Annotated in this window: 14 protein-coding genes; 11 read left to right on the top strand and 3 right to left on the bottom strand. The window is 44.8% G+C overall.

Annotated features, from left to right (window positions below; translation table 11 throughout):
- Nucleotides 1-29: 29 nt before the first annotated feature.
- From SAPGRDRAFT_RS00180 to SAPGRDRAFT_RS00130, 10 genes are all read left to right on the top strand, one after another.
- Nucleotides 30-845, top strand: coding sequence for a phosphoribosylformylglycinamidine synthase subunit PurQ (locus SAPGRDRAFT_RS00180; RefSeq protein ID WP_002656187.1), 816 nt, complete (start codon nucleotides 30-32; stop codon nucleotides 843-845).
- Between the two features lie 173 nt (nucleotides 846-1,018).
- Nucleotides 1,019-2,620, top strand: a complete 1,602-nt coding sequence (gene purH, locus SAPGRDRAFT_RS00175; RefSeq protein WP_002656185.1) for a bifunctional phosphoribosylaminoimidazolecarboxamide formyltransferase/IMP cyclohydrolase — start codon at nucleotides 1,019-1,021, stop codon at nucleotides 2,618-2,620.
- Nucleotides 2,621-2,796: 176 nt separating this feature from the next.
- Nucleotides 2,797-3,732 (top strand): phosphoribosylaminoimidazolesuccinocarboxamide synthase, encoded by a 936-nt coding sequence (locus SAPGRDRAFT_RS00170; RefSeq protein ID WP_002656183.1) that lies wholly within the window; start codon nucleotides 2,797-2,799, stop codon nucleotides 3,730-3,732.
- 3 nt (nucleotides 3,733-3,735) lie between these two features.
- Nucleotides 3,736-5,100, top strand: a complete 1,365-nt coding sequence (purB, locus tag SAPGRDRAFT_RS00165) for an adenylosuccinate lyase (RefSeq protein ID WP_002656182.1) — start codon at nucleotides 3,736-3,738, stop codon at nucleotides 5,098-5,100.
- 379 nt (nucleotides 5,101-5,479) lie between these two features.
- Nucleotides 5,480-6,745 (top strand): phosphoribosylamine--glycine ligase, encoded by a 1,266-nt coding sequence (purD, locus tag SAPGRDRAFT_RS00155; RefSeq protein WP_002656180.1) that lies wholly within the window; start codon nucleotides 5,480-5,482, stop codon nucleotides 6,743-6,745.
- Between the two features lie 154 nt (nucleotides 6,746-6,899).
- Nucleotides 6,900-7,481 carry a phosphoribosylglycinamide formyltransferase gene (purN, locus tag SAPGRDRAFT_RS00150; RefSeq protein ID WP_002656178.1) on the top strand — a complete coding sequence of 194 codons (582 nt, stop codon included), beginning with the start codon at nucleotides 6,900-6,902 and terminating at the stop codon, nucleotides 7,479-7,481.
- Nucleotides 7,482-7,483: 2 nt separating this feature from the next.
- Nucleotides 7,484-8,917, top strand: coding sequence for an amidophosphoribosyltransferase (gene purF / locus SAPGRDRAFT_RS00145; RefSeq protein ID WP_002656176.1), 1,434 nt, complete (start codon nucleotides 7,484-7,486; stop codon nucleotides 8,915-8,917).
- Nucleotides 8,918-9,225: 308 nt separating this feature from the next.
- Nucleotides 9,226-10,629: an orotidine-5'-phosphate decarboxylase gene (pyrF, locus tag SAPGRDRAFT_RS00140; protein ID WP_002656174.1), complete on the top strand. Its 1,404-nt coding sequence runs from the start codon at nucleotides 9,226-9,228 to the stop codon at nucleotides 10,627-10,629.
- 205 nt (nucleotides 10,630-10,834) lie between these two features.
- On the top strand, nucleotides 10,835-11,749 hold the full coding sequence (locus SAPGRDRAFT_RS00135; protein WP_156001771.1) for a type IV toxin-antitoxin system AbiEi family antitoxin domain-containing protein: 915 nt from the start codon (nucleotides 10,835-10,837) through the stop codon (nucleotides 11,747-11,749).
- Nucleotides 11,742-12,656, top strand: coding sequence for a nucleotidyl transferase AbiEii/AbiGii toxin family protein (locus SAPGRDRAFT_RS00130; protein ID WP_002656170.1), 915 nt, complete (start codon nucleotides 11,742-11,744; stop codon nucleotides 12,654-12,656). The genes SAPGRDRAFT_RS00135 and SAPGRDRAFT_RS00130 overlap by 8 nt, the downstream gene beginning before the upstream one ends.
- Here SAPGRDRAFT_RS00130 and SAPGRDRAFT_RS00125 read toward each other — a convergent pair.
- A complete protein-coding gene (locus tag SAPGRDRAFT_RS00125; RefSeq protein WP_002656168.1) occupies nucleotides 12,650-13,702 on the bottom strand; it encodes a hypothetical protein in 1,053 nt (350 codons plus the stop codon). The two genes, SAPGRDRAFT_RS00130 and SAPGRDRAFT_RS00125, sit on opposite strands and share 7 nt — an antisense overlap.
- Nucleotides 13,703-14,348: 646 nt before the next feature.
- On the opposite strand from SAPGRDRAFT_RS00125, the gene SAPGRDRAFT_RS00115 reads away from it, so the two are divergent.
- Nucleotides 14,349-15,014, top strand: coding sequence for a recombinase family protein (locus tag SAPGRDRAFT_RS00115; RefSeq protein WP_002656166.1), 666 nt, complete (start codon nucleotides 14,349-14,351; stop codon nucleotides 15,012-15,014).
- Between the two features lie 163 nt (nucleotides 15,015-15,177).
- Here SAPGRDRAFT_RS00115 and SAPGRDRAFT_RS00110 read toward each other — a convergent pair whose 3' ends face one another.
- Together SAPGRDRAFT_RS00110 and SAPGRDRAFT_RS00105 are read right to left on the bottom strand one after the other, a co-directional pair.
- Entirely contained in the window at nucleotides 15,178-16,092 is a 915-nt protein-coding gene (locus SAPGRDRAFT_RS00110; RefSeq protein WP_002656164.1) for a glycoside hydrolase family 73 protein, read from the bottom strand.
- Between the two features lie 213 nt (nucleotides 16,093-16,305).
- Nucleotides 16,306-16,767: an Lrp/AsnC family transcriptional regulator gene (locus tag SAPGRDRAFT_RS00105; RefSeq protein ID WP_002656162.1), complete on the bottom strand. Its 462-nt coding sequence runs from the start codon at nucleotides 16,765-16,767 to the stop codon at nucleotides 16,306-16,308.
- Nucleotides 16,768-16,904: the final 137 nt, after the last annotated feature.

Raw genomic sequence — 16,904 nt, 5'->3', positions numbered from 1 at the left:
CTGGACCTCCCTTTACTAAATAACTTATTATGGTACAAGTCCTTGTGCTAACTGGCTTTGGGATTAACTGCGAAGAAGAAACCGCCGCCGCCTACCAATTGGCAGGCGCCCAAGCTCATATCCACCACTTTAATGAGGTCCTTCTAGAGGGCCACAATATTCACCAATATCAATTGATTCACTTCCCCGGCGGCTTCTCTTTCGGAGATGATCTGGCCTCGGGCAAAGTGATGGCCAATAAAATCCGATATAAGCAGCTCCCCAACGGCAATAGCCTGCTCGATGAACTCAAAATTTTCCTCAATAATGGCCATTTTATTATGGGCATTTGCAATGGCTTCCAAATGTTGGTGCGCCTAGGCCTTTTGCCCAATACCCGCCTCAGTTTTGCCCAACAATCTAGCCTTTTGCCCAATCTCTCTAGCCAATACGAGGACCGCTGGGTCTACTGTAAGGTCAATCCCAATTCCGAAAGCCCATTCCTCAAGGGGATCAATATTATCCCGCTGCCAGTCCGCCACGGAGAAGGCCGCCTCCTCTTTGGCGATGAAACCCTCAAGCAGATTGTCCGCACAAAAGCGCTCAATTGCCTGAGCTATTGCCTAGAAAATGGCGACTCAGCCACAGAATATCCCGCCAATCCAAATGGCTCAGAACTCTCTTGCGCCGGACTTTGCGACCCCACAGGCCAGGTGTTCGGCCTAATGCCCCATCCAGAAGCTTTTTTAAGCTTCTATAATCACCCCAATTGGCCCAAAATGAAACGCCAAAATCCTCAACTTTCCGATGAAGGCTGGGGCCTGAAGTTTTTCAAAAATATTGTGCAACATATTCAAGCGAATTAAGGTTTGGGGCCTCCGCTGCGGCTTCGCCTTGCGGCGCTACGTTTCAGGGCTCGCAGGTCTGCTCGGCCCTTCGCCAGCTTCGCTGGCTCGGTCTGGCCTGACGGCCACCCTTGCACATCGCTAGGCCAAATGCACCACTAATTTTTCTCTCACTTCTCTCTCAATTGCTTCTTATGCAGCTTCGCAAAATTAAAAGAGCTCTTCTCTCTGTTTCCGATAAGTCGAATTTGATTCCCTTGGCCCAAGGCCTTCAAAATTTAGGCGTTGAACTGATTTCTACGGGCGGCACAGGCCGAAGGCTAAAAGAGGCCAAAATTCCCTATACCGATATTCAAGCCGTTACGGGAAATCCAGAAGCCTTTGGTGGCCGAATGAAAACGATTTCTTTCCAAATTGGCTCGGCCCTTTTATTCGACCGAGAACGCGATGCCCAAGAGGCCCAAAACCTAAATATTGAGGGCATTGATTTGGTGGTTTGCAATCTCTATCCCTTCCAAAAGGTCCAAGAAGCTGGCGCCGATTTCCCCACCCTAATCGAAAATATTGACATTGGTGGACCTACCATGATTAGAGCCGCCGCCAAAAACTTTAAGGATGTGGCCGTTTTGGTCCAATCTAGCGATTATGAAGGCTTTTTGGCCGAACTCCAAAGCCAAAATGGCCAAACTAGCCTGGCCCTCCGCCAACAATTGATGGCCAAGGCCTTTAACCATACCGCCGATTATGATGCCCGCATTGCTATGCGTATGGATGAAGAATTGGGCAAAAAGAGCCTCCGCCTCAGCTTTAAACAAGGCCGCTCTTTGCGCTATGGCGAAAATAGCCATCAAGCCGCCGACTTTTACCGAGAAAATAGCTCGGCCCTCAGCTTGGCCGATATTCGCATTTTGCATGGTAAGGCCCTTTCTTATAATAATCTTTTGGATGTACAAGGCGCTGTAGATGCTGTTCGGGGATTAGGCGGACAGGCTGTTGCGGTGGTCAAACATAGCAATCCTTGCGGCCTGGCCAAAAGTATGGACCAAAGAGCAGCCCTAGAAGCTGCTTGGTCTGGCGACCCCATTTCTGCTTTTGGCTCTATCATCGCCTTCAATCAACCTTTAGAACTCAAAACTGCCGAGTTTTTTCAGTTAGATGCCGAGGACCGCAGCCAACGCAAGTTTGTGGAGGTCGTTATTGCCCCAAAAATTACTGCTGCAGCCCTAGAATACTTGCAGCAACACAAAAACTTGCGGGTTTTAGAGCTCGATATCGCTCGCCTTGAAAAGGCCGTCGATTATCGCTATCTCTCCGGCAGTTTGTTGGTCCAAGAAGCGGACCTGGCCCTATACAAGCAACAAGAATCGGTCACAGCACGCCCATTCCCCAAAGATGAAGCCGCCAAAGGCTTAGTTGAATTTGGTTTGCAGGCCATTAAGAGCATAAAATCTAATGCGATTGCGCTGGTCCAAGCGGTAAATCAACAGCAATACCGCATTTTGGGCATGGGGGCAGGCCAGCCCAACCGCCTAGTTGCCACTAAATTAGCCATTGAGAAGGCCAAAGAAAACTTGCAAAGAGAAGGCGCAGAAGATGTAGCTGGCATTTTGGGCCAATGCTACCTAGTTTCTGATGCCTTTTTCCCTTTTGCCGATAATGTAGAACTAGCCGCCCAAGCAGGCATCCGCTATATTTTGCAGCCCGGCGGCTCTATTCGAGATAAATCGGTAATTGCCGCCTGCGATCAGGCCGATATGGCCATGTTATTTACTGGATTGCGTCACTTTAAGCATTAAATGGTCCATTTTCGTTTGGAAGCGGGCGCAGCCCGCTGGCCTAGCGATGTGAAGGGGTGGCCCCTAGGGCCAGACCGAGGCGGCTTTGCCGCCGAAGGGCCGAGCGAATAGCGAGCCCCGCAACGTAGCGCCGCAGCAAAGCTGCGGAGGCCCCAAAAAACAAAACAGTCATCAATATGCAGCAAATAAAAAAACTGAGCATCAGCGGATTGCCGCTTTTACATTCGGGAAAAGTTCGGGATAGTTTTGGGGTGGATGAGCAGCGGCGTTTGATTGCTTTGAGTGATCGAATTTCTGCTTTTAATCTGAAAATTAAGACCCCAATTCCAGAAAAAGGGGCCATACTAAATAGCCTTGCCAACTTTTGGATGCAGCAAACGCAGCAGATTATTCCCAATCATTTTTTGGCCCAAATTGACCCCAATTTGACCTTGGTCAAAGAGGCCAAAAGCTTCAAAATTGAGTTGGTCGTCCGTGCCTATTTGACGGGCTCCATTTGGCGGGCTTATACAAAGGGCAAACGCCTATTTTCGGGCCTAGAATTGCCCGATGGTTTGCGCAAAAATCAGGCTTTTGAGCAGCCCATTTTAACGCCCACCGCCAAAACGGAAGATGATGAGGAAATGAGTCCAGCTGAAATTATTGCCGCGGGCTTGGCCAGCGCTGAAGAATGGGATTATTTGGCCAAAAAAGCCTTGGCGCTTTTTGCTTTTGGGCAGCAATATTTGGCCCCCAAAGGCATTTTGCTAGTCGATACCAAATATGAATTTGGCAAAATTGGCGATCAAATCATTTTGATTGATGAAATCCATACTCCAGATTCTTCTCGATTTTGGCGACAGGCTGATTATGAAAAAGACCCCTTGATCGTCGAGCAACTCGATAAGGAATTTTTGCGGCAATGGATGCTGGCCAATAAAATAGAGGGCCAATTGCCTCAAGAACTGCCCGAACCGGTCGCCCAAGAAACCAGTCGCCGCTATCGTGAAATTTACGAATGTATTCTAGGCGAAAAATGGTCGCCCTCAAGCGAAGAACCGGCCCAAAGAATGGCCAAAAATCTATTAAAAGCTGGCTTAGTGGAGCAGCTTCCCACCGTAGAATTAAAATAAACTATGAACCATAAAGCGATTTCTCCTTTAGATGGGCGCTATGCCCGAAAACTGCCCCAACATGGCGACTATTTTTCTGAATTTGCCCTGATGTACAATCGCTGCAAACTAGAATTGCGCTATGCTTTGGCCCTAGATAAACTGGGTGTTTTTCCGGCCCTTTCTGCCGAAGAACGGCAGCGACTAGAAGACCTCATTGAGCATTTTTCAGAAGAAGATTATCAGGCCATCAAAGCCATTGAGCAAAAAACAATGCATGATGTCAAGGCTTGCGAAATCTTCTTGCGAGAGAAAACTCAGATCAGTCAGGACCAACTTTTTCATTTTGCCCTGACCTCTGAGGATGCCAATAATATGGCCTACAATTATATGCTCAAAGGCTATTTGGAAGAGGTCCAATTGCCTCAAATTGAGCAACTTTTGCAAAAGCTCATGCAATTGGCCGAAGACTGGAAAAGCATCCCTTTTCCCACAAAAACCCATGGACAAAAAGCGTCGCCTTCTACGGTGGGCAAAGAGTTGGCGGTTTATATCAATCGCATCGCTCGGGTATATGAAAAGCTGAAAAATCATCGCTTTTATGCCAAATTGAGCGGGGCGGTGGGTAATTATTCGGCCATGTTGGCCGCTTTTCCAGAGGTAGATTGGCTAGATTTTGCCCAAAATTTCTTGGCCCAAGAAGGCTTTGCATTGAACTTGGCCACCACTCAAATTGAGGACCATGATAGCTGGGCCGACTACTTCGATCTCAGTCGCCGCCTCAATAATATCGTCATGGACCTAGATGTCGATTGCTGGCTCTATATTTCTTATGAGCTTTTTTATGAGCGCAGCAAGGCTGGCGAGGTTGGTTCTTCGACTATGCCGCATAAGGTCAACCCCATCAATTTTGAAAACAGCGAGGGCAATATGATGCTCTCTAATGGCCTATTGACGGTGCTTTCCGATAAACTTTGCCGCTCCAGAATGCAGCGCGATCTTTCCGATTCTACGGTGGAGCGCAACATGGGGGTGGCCCTGGCCCATGCCTATATGGCCATCGGCGAGACCTTGAGAGGACTGAATAAATTGGCCGTAAATGAGGCCCAATGCGCGGCCGTTTTGGACCAAAGTCCGGAGCTTTTGGCCGAGCCCATCCAAACTATTCTCAAAATTGCTGGTGTAGAAGATCCTTATAATCTCCTCAAAGTGGCTTCTCGAGGCAAAAAACCCACTTTAGACAGCCTTTTTGCCTTGGTGGATGGACTCGATATTTCCGAGGAGATCAAAAACCGCTGCAAGGTCCTGCGTCCGCATACTTATCTGGGCGATGCGGTTCGCATTTGTGAGCTCGTTTTGGAACAAACGCAGCTGCTTTTGAAGCAGTAGGATTTGGGGCTGCCCCGCCCTTTGGGCGGGTCGGGCCATTTCGCAGCTCGCTGTTCGCTCGGCCCTGCAGGCTTTTTCGCTTCGCTACAAAAGCCTTTGGTCTGCCGCCTTCGGCGGCCCTGCTACAGCCCCTCAGCCAGATTTAATCGCGCTGCTTTGGCCATAGTTGGCTATGAATTTTCTGCTAGGCTAGCTATTTTTTAAGGGCATAGCCTTCGCTATGGCCGAGAAAAATAGGGCCGACTAGCGGGAAATTGCTGCAAACTATAAAAGTGAGTGCGTTTAAATTTGGCTATTGCCTGCGGGCGCTTTGCGCCCTGTAGCACCCAAAATCAGCTGATTTTATTCTCCAAAAGACATTTATAAATACTCTTGAATTATGCGTATTGCCATTTTAGGAAGTGGGGGCAGAGAACATGCCCTAAGCTGGAAATTTGCCCAGGAATTGGGCCAAGAAAATGTTTTTTGCTGGCCTGGAAATGCGGGTATTCCCAATTCAGCAGCTATTGATATTCAGGATTTTGAGTCTTTGGCCCAATATAGCCAAGCCCAGCAAATCGATTATATTTTTGTGGGGCCAGAACAGCCCCTAACCGATGGCATTGTCGATTATTTTCGGGCACATACTAATATTCAAATTGTTGGGCCAACTCAGGCGGCGGCCCAGTTAGAAGCCTCAAAGATTTTTGCCAAAAACTTTATGCAAAAGCATGGCGTCAGCACCACCAAGTTTAAGGCTTTTTCGGGCCAAGAATTGGCTGAGGCCAAAGCATTTGCGGCCCAGTATTCGGGAAATTTGGTCCTAAAATTTGATGGTCTAGCGGGCGGCAAAGGCGTTTTTGTCTGCAGCAATATGGACCAATTAACAGCCGCTTTGGACGAGCTGATTAAAAAATATGGTCCCAGCGCTCGCTTTTTATTAGAAGAAAAAATCATTGGCGACGAGATTTCCATTTTGGGCTTTACCGATGGCCAAAACTGTAAATTGTTTCCCCCAGCACAGGACCACAAACAGCTATTGGATGGCGATTTGGGGCCCAATACGGGCGGAATGGGGGTAATTTCTCCTGTTCCTGCTTGCCATGAAGACATTTTGGCCCAAATTCAAGAAGAAATTATTGCCCCTACTATGGCTGGTCTTTCTGCTGAAAACCTAGACTACAAAGGTGTTATTTATTTTGGTGTCATGCTTTCGGAAGAGGGGCCAAAGCTCTTAGAATACAATGTTCGTTTTGGGGACCCGGAAACAGAGGTGCTTTTGCCACAGCTCAAAACGCCGCTTTTGCCCTTAGTTCAAGCCTGTTTATCGGGTCAATTGGATCGGGCGGAAATGGAATTTTGGCCGGGCTACTTTGTGGATTTGGTCCAAGTTGCGCCAGGTTACCCTGGTGTTTATCCCAAAGGGATGCCCCTACTTTGTCGGGGCCAAATGCCTGAAGATGTCCTTGTTTTTTATGCTGGCGTCAGTCGAATAGATGGGCAACTTTGCAGCAGTGGGGGAAGAGTATTAAACATGATGGCCCAAGCGCCTACCTTAAAAGCAGCCCAAGAAAAAGCCTATGAGGCTTGTCAGCAACTGAGTTTTGAGGGGGCTTTTTACCGTAAAGATATTGGCCAGAGAACCTATAAAGTATTAAAAGCCTAAAACACAGCCAGGCCCTAATGGCCTAGCGCTGTGCAAGGGTGGCCCAAAGGGCCAGACCCAAGCCGCCGCAGGCGGCTGCAGGGCCGAGCAGACCTGCGAGCCCTGGAACATAGCGCCGCAGCATTGCTGCGGAGGCCCCAAAAGATCAAAAAAAATGAAAAAAATAGCCCTATTTGCCTCTGGACGGGGGTCCAATTTGATGAACATTTTGGCGAGCATGCAAAATGGATGTTTAGCGAATCTGGCCGAGGCCGTTTTGGTCTTTTCCAACCAGCCTAAGGCGCCTGTTTTGGCCAAAGTAGAGGCCTTGGGTTTGGCGGTAGATTGCATTCCGAGTTGGGGCAAAAAGCGCCTTGATTTTGATGCTGAAGTATTGGCTTTATTAGAAAAATATCGGCCTGATTACATTGTTTTAGCGGGCTATATGCGGGTACTATCGGCTCCTTTTGTAGCCGCTTATGCGGGAAGAATTGTCAATATTCATCCTGCGGACACCCGAGTTCATCAGGGATTGGGGGCCTATAAATGGGCCTTTGATGGGGGATTGGAAGAAACAAAAATCACCGTGCATTTGGTCGATCAGGGCTTAGATACAGGTCCAATAATCGCTCAGGCTCCAGTTGATTTAAAGGGGGTTAAAACGATAGAAGAGGTAGAGCGGAGAGGTTTGGCGGTAGAGCATCAGCTTTATCCTCAGGCCTTGTATCAACTTTTTAGCAGCAAAAACAAGCAATAAATATGTGTGGAATTGTCGGTTTTTATGGAAAGCCCAATATTGTCTATGACTTGATGTTGGGTTTGAGTGCTTTGCAGCACAGGGGGCAAGATGCGGCGGGCATTATTACCTTTGAAAAAAGCTTTCATATCAAAAAGGGATTGGGCTTAGTCAATGATGTTTTTGCGCAGCGGCATGCTGATCGTTTGCAGGGAAACATTGGTTTGGGGCATGTGCGTTATACCACCCATGGCAGCAATGAACTCATTAACGCCCAGCCGATTGCGGCCAATTATCCTTTTGGGATTGCGATGGTGCACAACGGCAATGTGAGCAACTTTGAAGAAGTGCATAATCGCTTGTATAAGGAGTATCATATTTTGCCAGCGACCAGTAATGATTTAGAGCTTTTGCTCTATACTTTTAGCTCGGAATTGAATAAAAAAGACCTGGCCCAGATTGGTCCAGCCGATATATTTGATGCCGTTAGCGAGACCCAAAAAAAGGTACATGGGGCTTATTCGGTCATTGCGGCCATTGCCAATCATGGCCTTTTGGCCTTTTGCGACCCCAATGGGATTCGGCCCTTAGTTTTGGGCCAAAAAGAAGGGCCTGATGGGCAGCCCGTTTATGGTTTTGCTTCAGAAAGTGTTTGTTTTGATCATTTGGGGTATACGCCCATTCGGGAATTGAAGGCGGGAGAGATTGTATTTATTGATGAAAATCGTCAATTGCATAGTAGTTTGGGCCATAAAACGGCGGAGAAATTCTGTGTGTTTGAGTTTATCTACTTTGCGCGAGAAGACAGTGAGTTGCAGGGCAAATTAGTAGCGGGTCAAAGAGTAAAAATGGGTAGAATGCTGGCCCAAAAAGTTCGGGAAATGGGCCTAGAAGCCGATATGGTTATAGATGTGCCAAGTTCGGGTTATTTTGCGGCTTCGGGTTTGGCGGAGGCCTTAGACATTCCCTACAAAAGGGGCTTAGTCAAAAGCAATTATATTGGCCGCAGTTTTATTTCGCCCTCACAGGTAGAGCGGGAGGCTTTGGTCAAGCGCAAGCTCAATCCCATAGCAAGGACCATCAAGGGCAAAAAATTATTGGTAGTTGATGATTCTATTGTTCGGGGCACGACCTCCAAGCGGATCGTCCAAATTTTGCGAGAAGCTGGGGCCGAAAAAGTCTATTTTGTTTCGGCAGCGCCGGCCATCAAGCATCCCTGTATTTATGGGATTGACATGTCAGTGAGTACGGAGTTATTGGCGGTGGGTCGCAGCGATCAAGAGATTTGCGATTACATTGGAGCTGATGCCTTAATTTATCAAAAATTAGAGGACCTAAAAGCTATTTTTGAGCATGCTGATTTTTGCATGGCTTGCTTGGATGGGGCTTATCCGACCCCGGCTGCAAAAGAGGCTTTGGCCCAAATTGAGGCCGAGCGTTTGGCGATAAAGAAATAAAGATTCCGTTATTTCTTTAATTCTTTATTTAACGGAATCTTTATTTCGTTAAATCTTTAATTAAAGATTTCTTTATTGCGGCTAATAGCTGTAAATCAGCGGTTTAGGGTTTGAGGCCAGCGATATAAGACTTAGAATTTGTACAAAAGATGAGCGGCCTAGCGATGTGCAAGGGTGGCCGTCAGGCCAGACCGAGCCAGCTTGCTGGCGAAGGGCCGAGCGAATAGCGAGCCCTGAAACGTAGCGCCTGCCGCAGGCAGGAGGCCCCAAAAAAACATTAAAACAACATCATCACAACTAATAAAACTATGCAAAAGAAAGAAGCGCTTTTACTGAAATTGGAAGAATTGGGCGTATTACAATTTGGGCAGTTTACGCTAAAGAGCGGCTTGTCCTCGCCTTTTTACTTAGATTTTAGACGAGTGGTGGCCTACCCCAAACTGCTGCAAGAAATTAGCGAGCAACTTTGGGAATTGATCAAAGATTTGGAATTTGACCATTTGTGTGGGGTACCTTATGCGGCCCTTTCGCTCAGCTCGGCCTTATCGATGATGCACAACAAGCCGATGATCGTCAAGCGCAAGGAAGTGAAAAAGCATGGGACCAAAAAAATGGTAGAAGGTGTCTTTGAAGAGGGCCAAAAAGCCGTTGTTATTGATGACGTCATCAGTAGTGGCATCTCGATGATTGAGACCTTGGAAGTTATTGAGGCCGAAGGCTTGGAAGTGGACTATGTCATTTCGATTGTGGATCGTATGCAGGGGGGCGTATCGACCTTGGAAAAACAAGGTTATCAGGCCTTGTCGGTCTATACCATTGCTGAGATTTTGGACATTTTGTATCGGCATGATCGCATTGATGAGCAGATGTATAATTTGACCTTGGCCTTTGTGCAGAACAACCAGATTGGTTATGAGCAATTGCGTTTGCAGCGCAAGGCCGTTCCCCGCCTCAACTACTCGACCATCAAAGTGAATGCAGAAAATGGGGTCACCAAGCGCCTCATTGACATCATGGAGCAAAAGCAAACCAATCTTTGTTGCTCTGCGGATGTGGGGACCAAAGCCAAGTTGCTGCAATTGGCCCAAGAAGTAGGACCATATATTGCCGTTTTGAAAACGCATATGGACAGCATTGAAGACTTTGATCAAGAGCTGGTTGTTGAGCTGCAAGCTTTGGCCAAACGCCATAATTTCCTCTTATTTGAGGACCGCAAATTTGCCGATATTGGGCATATCGTTCAACAACAATTTAAGGCCGCCCCTTACTGCATTGCCGATTGGGCCGATCTGATTACCGTGCATGTGGTGGCGGGTGCCTCTAGTGTAGAAGCCTTAAAGCAAATTGCGCTAGAAAAAAATGTGGGTTTGATAGTAGTGGCCCAAATGTCGACTGTAGATACCTTAACCAGCAGAGAGTACATGAAAAAAGCCTTGGCCATTGCTCAAGAGCAGCAAGAAGTGGTTGTGGGCGTGGTTAGCCAAAACAAACGACCAAGAGATGCGGGACTTTTGATGTTTACCCCAGGCATTAAGCTAGGCGGTGGCTCTGATAATTTGGGCCAGCAATACAATAGTCCGCAAGAAGCCTTTGAAAAAAGAGGCATTGATTTGATGATTGTGGGCCGAGGAATTTACCAAGATGAGCAGCCCGCCCAAAAGGCCGCCGAATACCGAAAAGTAGGTTGGGAAGCCTATTTGAAGCGATTGTAAAACAAGCAAAAAGTGGAAGAAAATACTTAGATTCAAGCAGTATGGGAGTTGCCCATACTGCTTTTTAGTTTTATAGAGATGGTGAACATCTAGTAGTTTAAAATACATATATGTATTTTAAACGTAGATTTTTTGTAAAAAGTTGCTCCAAATAGCCGTTTTATCAATAAAAAACCTTAGCTTTAATGAAATATAAGTTGCATATATGCAACTTATAAAAGTTATAACAATGCCTAGAAAAACAAAGTTTAGTATTGCAAAGCCTAAAATTGTTAAAAGTTTTCAGCTTGCAGAAAAAAGCATTTATGGATTAAAAGAGCTACAGCTTTTTTTTGATCGTTACCGATATAGTTGGGACTTAGCTCAAAGTATGAACTTTGAACAATTTATAGCAGAGGCAAAAAGAGAAATAGGTTTAGAGGAGCAGATATTTAATTTTCCAAGACAAAAAAAACGTCTATTTAGTTGGGGGCCAAACTCTTTTAGAGAGTTACTTTTAGCTTTAGGACCTCAAGCGTATTTTAGTCATTATTCGGCCCTTCAAATACATAACTTAACAGAGCAGCTTGCTACAAGCCATTACCTAAGTATTGAGAGAAAACAACCTACAATAAAAGCTGAAGACATCCATCAGACTGCTATTGATTTAGCCTTTAAAAAAGCGCAACGCATTTCTACAAATTTTTGTCAATACAAAACAGAGCAGGTTTTTTTATTAAAATCTGCAAATCAAGGACAATTAGGGGTTGAGCAGCTTTTATTAAATGATCAAGAACAATTAAGGGTATCTAATTTAGAGCGCACACTCATTGATTGTAGTATACGCCCTGCTTATAGTGGAGGGGTCTTAGAAATTATAAAAGCCTTTGAGTTGGCAAAGGAGCAGCTATCAATCAATAGGCTAACTTCTTATTTAAAAAGGATGAAGCTTAACTATCCTTATCATCAAGCTATTGGTTTTTATCTTGAAATCAGTGGTTATCCTCAGAAGGACTATGAAAAAATATTGCAGCGATTTAATATCGAAAAAAGGTTCTACTTACATTATCAAATGAAAGAAACTTCATTTTCTGAAAAATGGCAGCTTTTTTACCCTAAACACTTAATCATAAATGGCTAATCCAACACCTTCTCAAAAGTTCATTAACCAAATAAAGACCATAATTATTAACTCTTTATATGAAGATGATCAACTTGCGGATTTTCTTGTATTAAAAGGAGGTACATTACTCGAACTAATCTGGGGAGTAACAAAACGCCCCTCAATAGATATTGACTTTTCCTTGACTGTTGATAATCGATCGGTCATTTCTGAGCAAAATATTGCTCAACGTATAGAAGATGTACTTAAAAAGGGCTTTGAGCAAGGGCTTGAATCAGAACGTTACTATTTGTTTGATTATAAATTTAAGGAAAAACCTAAGGTTCAAGATCAAAAATATGCTTCATTTTGGGGTGGCTACGAAGTTGAATTCAAATTGAGCTCAACAGCTATAGATAAAGAAAGTAACCTAGAGGATTGCAGAAGAAGAGCATTGGCTGTAGGTAAAAAAGGTTCTACCGTTTTTAAAATAGACCTCAGTCTTTTTGAGTATTGCGAACAAGCTCTAGAAACTGATTTTGAATCTGTATACATTTATATATACAGTCCAGCAATGGTCATTTTTGAAAAATTAAGGGCTATTTGTCAACAAGATATCCATTATCCTGAGCTTATTGGGCGCAATCCTAAATATAGAACCCCTCGACCAAAAGACTTTTATGATATCATGATCTTAATGACTAAGAAAGGAATTACAGATAACGATTTGTGCGCTGAAGATAATCTTAGGTTACTAAAGACTATTTTCAGTAAAAAACAGGTTCCTCTCGCCTTTTTAATAACTATAGATTTTGATTACCATTATGGTAATTTTGAGCAACTCAAATTAACACTCCCTGAAGAAGAAAGAGCTATTAACTACAAGGAGTTGAAAACCTATATTAAAGGGCTCACTAGATCTATTTTCAAAGCTTTAAATCAATAGCGCAAACGATAATAATCCAACTGATGCGGCTGCCGCCCCCAGAGCAACTCCCGATCATCATCAAAAAGCAAGTAAAGCTCGCCTTTTGGCCCAAAACAAAGGCCTTCTGCCTTATGCGGAACCTTAAAGGGCTGTTTTTTGGCCCCTTGCAAAACCGCTAAATCCGCCTTTTTTGACCCTTTTTGATAGGGAAAACGCCAAACATAACTGCTCAAAGCTTGGCCCTCGATTTCCATGCTCGTCGCTAGATAAAAAGCCTGCTCTTCTGCTCGATATTCTAAGGAAGAAAGCCCCAAAGGCAAGTCTTTGGCCCAGCTGGGCAAATCAAGCGCTAGCTCCTCGATATTGAGGTCCAAAACGGGTATTCCCGCTGCATTATAGTCGTATTTTAAGCATAAAATGCGCCGCTGATAGTCAAATTCTTTATAGCTTTTGCCCAAGGCACGCAGGCCCAAAAACAGCTGTTGATTGGGCCCCTCTGCCAAGCCTTCTAGCTTAAAATAAGGCTGGCCCAAATGCTCTTTAATGGCCTTTTGCAGGGCCAAACTCCCCTTTTGCCCAGAGCTTTCTTGCGTTTCTGCCCCCACTAAAAAGGGCTGTTTTTCGCCATTTTTCCAAAACCAAAGTTGGTTGTATCCCGCCCAATCATCAGCTTTCAAACGATCAAATGCCGTCATGGCCCAAAGTCCTTTTGGCCCAGCAGCCAGGGCTTCCAGTTTTTCTACTTCAGCCAAATAATTGGCCGGAAAATACTGGGCTTTTCCAGCTAAAGGAGCCTCCATTTTGAGCAAAGGACTCCCCAAATTTGGCGGCAAAGACTTATCCGAAACCAAATAAAAATGATCGGCCCAATAGGCCAAAGCCGAGCCCTCACAGAAGGTCCAGCGCTGCTCGATCGAGTCAAAATGAGGGGCAAAGCAATCTATGCGGCCCGAATCCAATTGCGCTAGGGCAAAAGCTGCAACTTCCTTTTGGTTTTGAGGTTTTGGCCCTCTACAGGCAGCAAAAAGAAGCAATATACTGAGGACAAACAAATTTGTTTTCATAGTTTTTTGATGTTTTGGGGCTGCCCCGCCCTGCGGGCGGGTCGGGCTGTGCGGGGGCTCGCTGTTCGCTCGGCCCTGCGCTTTTTCGCTACGCTCAAAAGCTTGGTCTGGCCTTCGGCCACCCCCTACCATCCCTCAGCCGATACTGTGGGTGGAAACCCACAGCAAAATGGTATCGCTTCGCGATGATTTATAAATGAGGGCTAAACCCCTCATGAACTCGCCTCTAGATGCAGAATTGGTCCATGGCGGCAATAAAGATTCCGTTAATTCTTTATTTAACGGAATCTTTATTTCGTTAAATCTTTAATTAAAGATTTCTTTATTGCTGCTAGACACTCTAGATCAAGTATTTAGGCCAAAGCGCAAGGCGTTTGTTTGGCCCAGCGCTGCGCAGCGGTGGCCCGAAGGGCCAGACCAAAGCCGCCACAGGCGGCTGCAGGGCCGAGCAGACCTGCGAGCCGCGCAGCATAGCGGCGGCCAGCTTTGCTGGCCGCGGGCCCCAAATCCTAAAAAATTTATTAAAAACCCTCCATTATTTTATAATAAAAATTGTAAAATAATTCACGGATAAATTAACAATAAAAATTGTCTAAAAACTAGGTCTTTAATGGTTTTTAGCGAATTTTGCTAAAAAAGCAGCATTATGGCAGAAAATCAGGCCGTTTGGCAAAAATTTAAGCGGCAAAAAGGCGCAAAGGCTCTGGCCTACCTGCGGGTGTCTACAAAAGAACAAAATTTAGAGAAAAATAAGGCCGAGATTCTATTTTTGGCCAATGATAAAAATTTGGGCAAGGTCTTTTTTATTGCCGAAAAAGTATCGGGCCGAAAAAATTGGCGGGAGCGCTGGCTGGGCCAAATTATTGAAGAATTGGAGCAAGGCGATACGATCATCGTTAATGAGCTCTCTCGGATTGGCCGCTCGATGTTGGAAATTATGGAGGTCTTGCAATTGGCCCTCAAAAAAGGAATTCGGATTTATGCGGTTAAGGGCGGCTGGCAACTCGACGAAAGTTTGCAGAGTAAAATTATGGCCCTGGTCTTTTCTATGGCCGCCGAAATTGAGCGTGACCTAATTGCCCAACGAACCAAAGAAGCCCTAGCCGCTCGCAAAGCTAAGGGCCTGCCTTTGGGCCGACCCAAAGGACCCGGCCGCTCTAAACTCGATCCTTTTTGGCCCGAAATTCAAGCGCTTTTGGCCCAGGGCAGCAGCCAACGTTATATTGCCGACCGCTATAAAACAACCCCCTCCAACCTCAATCGATGGCTCAAACAAAAGGGCTGGCGCAAAAAAGATGGACCCAAAAAATAAAGATTCCGTTATTTCTTTAATTCTTTATTTAACGGAATCTTTATTTCGTTAAATCTTTAAATAAAGATTTCTTTATTGAGCTAAGCAGCTGAAAATCAAGAAAAAAAAGGGCCCTAGAAAAAATCTAGGGCCCTTCGGCTTGAAAAATTAACAATCAGCAGCTCTAATTTGTAGCCTTATCAAAACGTTGTAGGTTCAGTTTTTCTATAATTTCGATAAGCGTAACGCCATATTTTGGATTGGTCGCATAGCCAGCAGATTGCAAGCCACGAGACCAGTTTTTGTAATCTGTAATTTCTAATTTTAATAAGTGCTTATAACGTTTGCTTTGTAGCAATTTGCTATGTTCTCTAAAGCTGTACCAGGGCGATTCAAAAATTCGGAACATATCATATTTATCGTCGTCGGTATAGTTGGCACATCGGCAGCCCAAACATTTTTTCTTGCATTTGATGCCAAAATGATTGTTTTCATTTTTGGCCAAGCGGCTATCACCGGCATTGCTTTCCAATAACCCCTGAGCCAAAGTAATACTTGCGGGTATACCGTAAAGCTCCATTTCTTCCACAGCAATTTTGGCGTATTTATCTACATAATCAGTACACTTTTTTACCTTAAAAGCAACAACTTCAGCAGATACACCCAAGCGTTTGGGTAAAGTTGGGTTGAGCACAAAGCCCAAATTAGAATATTTGGCCGCCTCGGCTTGTTGTTCTGTACTCAAAGCGGCACCTACGGCAGTTGCGGCATTGGCCAAATTGAGTTTATCTCTAATGTCTTTAGATTTTTCCTTAATCTGTTTCCACCAAGGAGCTGCAACAGTTTGTATTGCAGCAAGTTGTGGGCGAGCTGTAGTTGGGGGCAATTCAGCTTGGCCAGTTTCTAAAACTTCGGGTACAGATAAAGATAATTGAAAAGACAATTCTCTTTGAGAGAGCAAAAAGGCCAAACTACCTAAAACGACCCATTGAAATTTGGCTTTTCTGCTCATTTGTCGTGGATAAATGAGCAAGCTTTTGGGGTTTTTCCAGACCACAGCAATATTGTGGCGCAAAAGGCTGAGATTTTTTTCAAGCATAGCGATTGTTTTGATTGGTGAGCAAGATGAGTTGCCATTTCCTACACAAATTTAAAACAATTTGTTTCAATTCTGCAAGAAATTCCAACTTTTTGCCGCTGCCGCTCTGCTGTTTGCTGGCCCAAAAGCAAGCTAAAAGCGCTTTACAGGCTAGTTTATAGCAAGTTATTGCTGCTTAAAAAAATTTACCGGCCCTTTTTAAAACATATTGTTTTAAATTAAAGGGATTTCAGTCGAGTACTTAATGTCATTCATCACAAAATCGGTCTGCACATGCCCAATATTATCCATGGCCGCTAAGCGATTAAAAGTGAAGTCGTGATAATCTTGCATATCGCGGACCACAATCTTGAGGATGAAGTCGTATTGCCCCGCAATATGATAGCACTCCATTACTTTAGGGAATTTGCTGATCTCCTGCTCAAATTTTAAGAGGGCCGTTTGCGAATGCTCTTTTAGGGAAACCGAGAGAAAGGCCATTAGGCCCATTTCTACTTTTTTTCGATTGACCAAGGCCACATAGCCTTTAATATATCCTCGCTTTTCCAAGCGCTTGATGCGCTCATATACGGGCGTGCTGCTCAGGCCCAAATCAGCCGAGATTTCTTTGATGCTTAACTTGGCATCGGCTTGCAAAAGTTGCAAGATCTTCAAATCAGTGGGGTCCAGTTTCATGCGGCTTAATGTTTTCTTTAAATAAGGAGAAAATTACTTTGGCAGGGCCTTTTTGAGTAGGCAAAAAAAAATATTTCCTGCTAAAAAACAGTTTAGCAGTTCAATTTTCTAAAAATAGATTTTTTTAAGGAAAAAAC

Source organism: Saprospira grandis DSM 2844 (genome assembly GCF_000275825.1).
In the GTDB taxonomy this organism is placed as follows: Bacteria; Bacteroidota; Bacteroidia; order Chitinophagales; family Saprospiraceae; genus Saprospira; species Saprospira grandis_A.
This window is presented reverse-complemented; position numbering and strand designations above follow the sequence as displayed.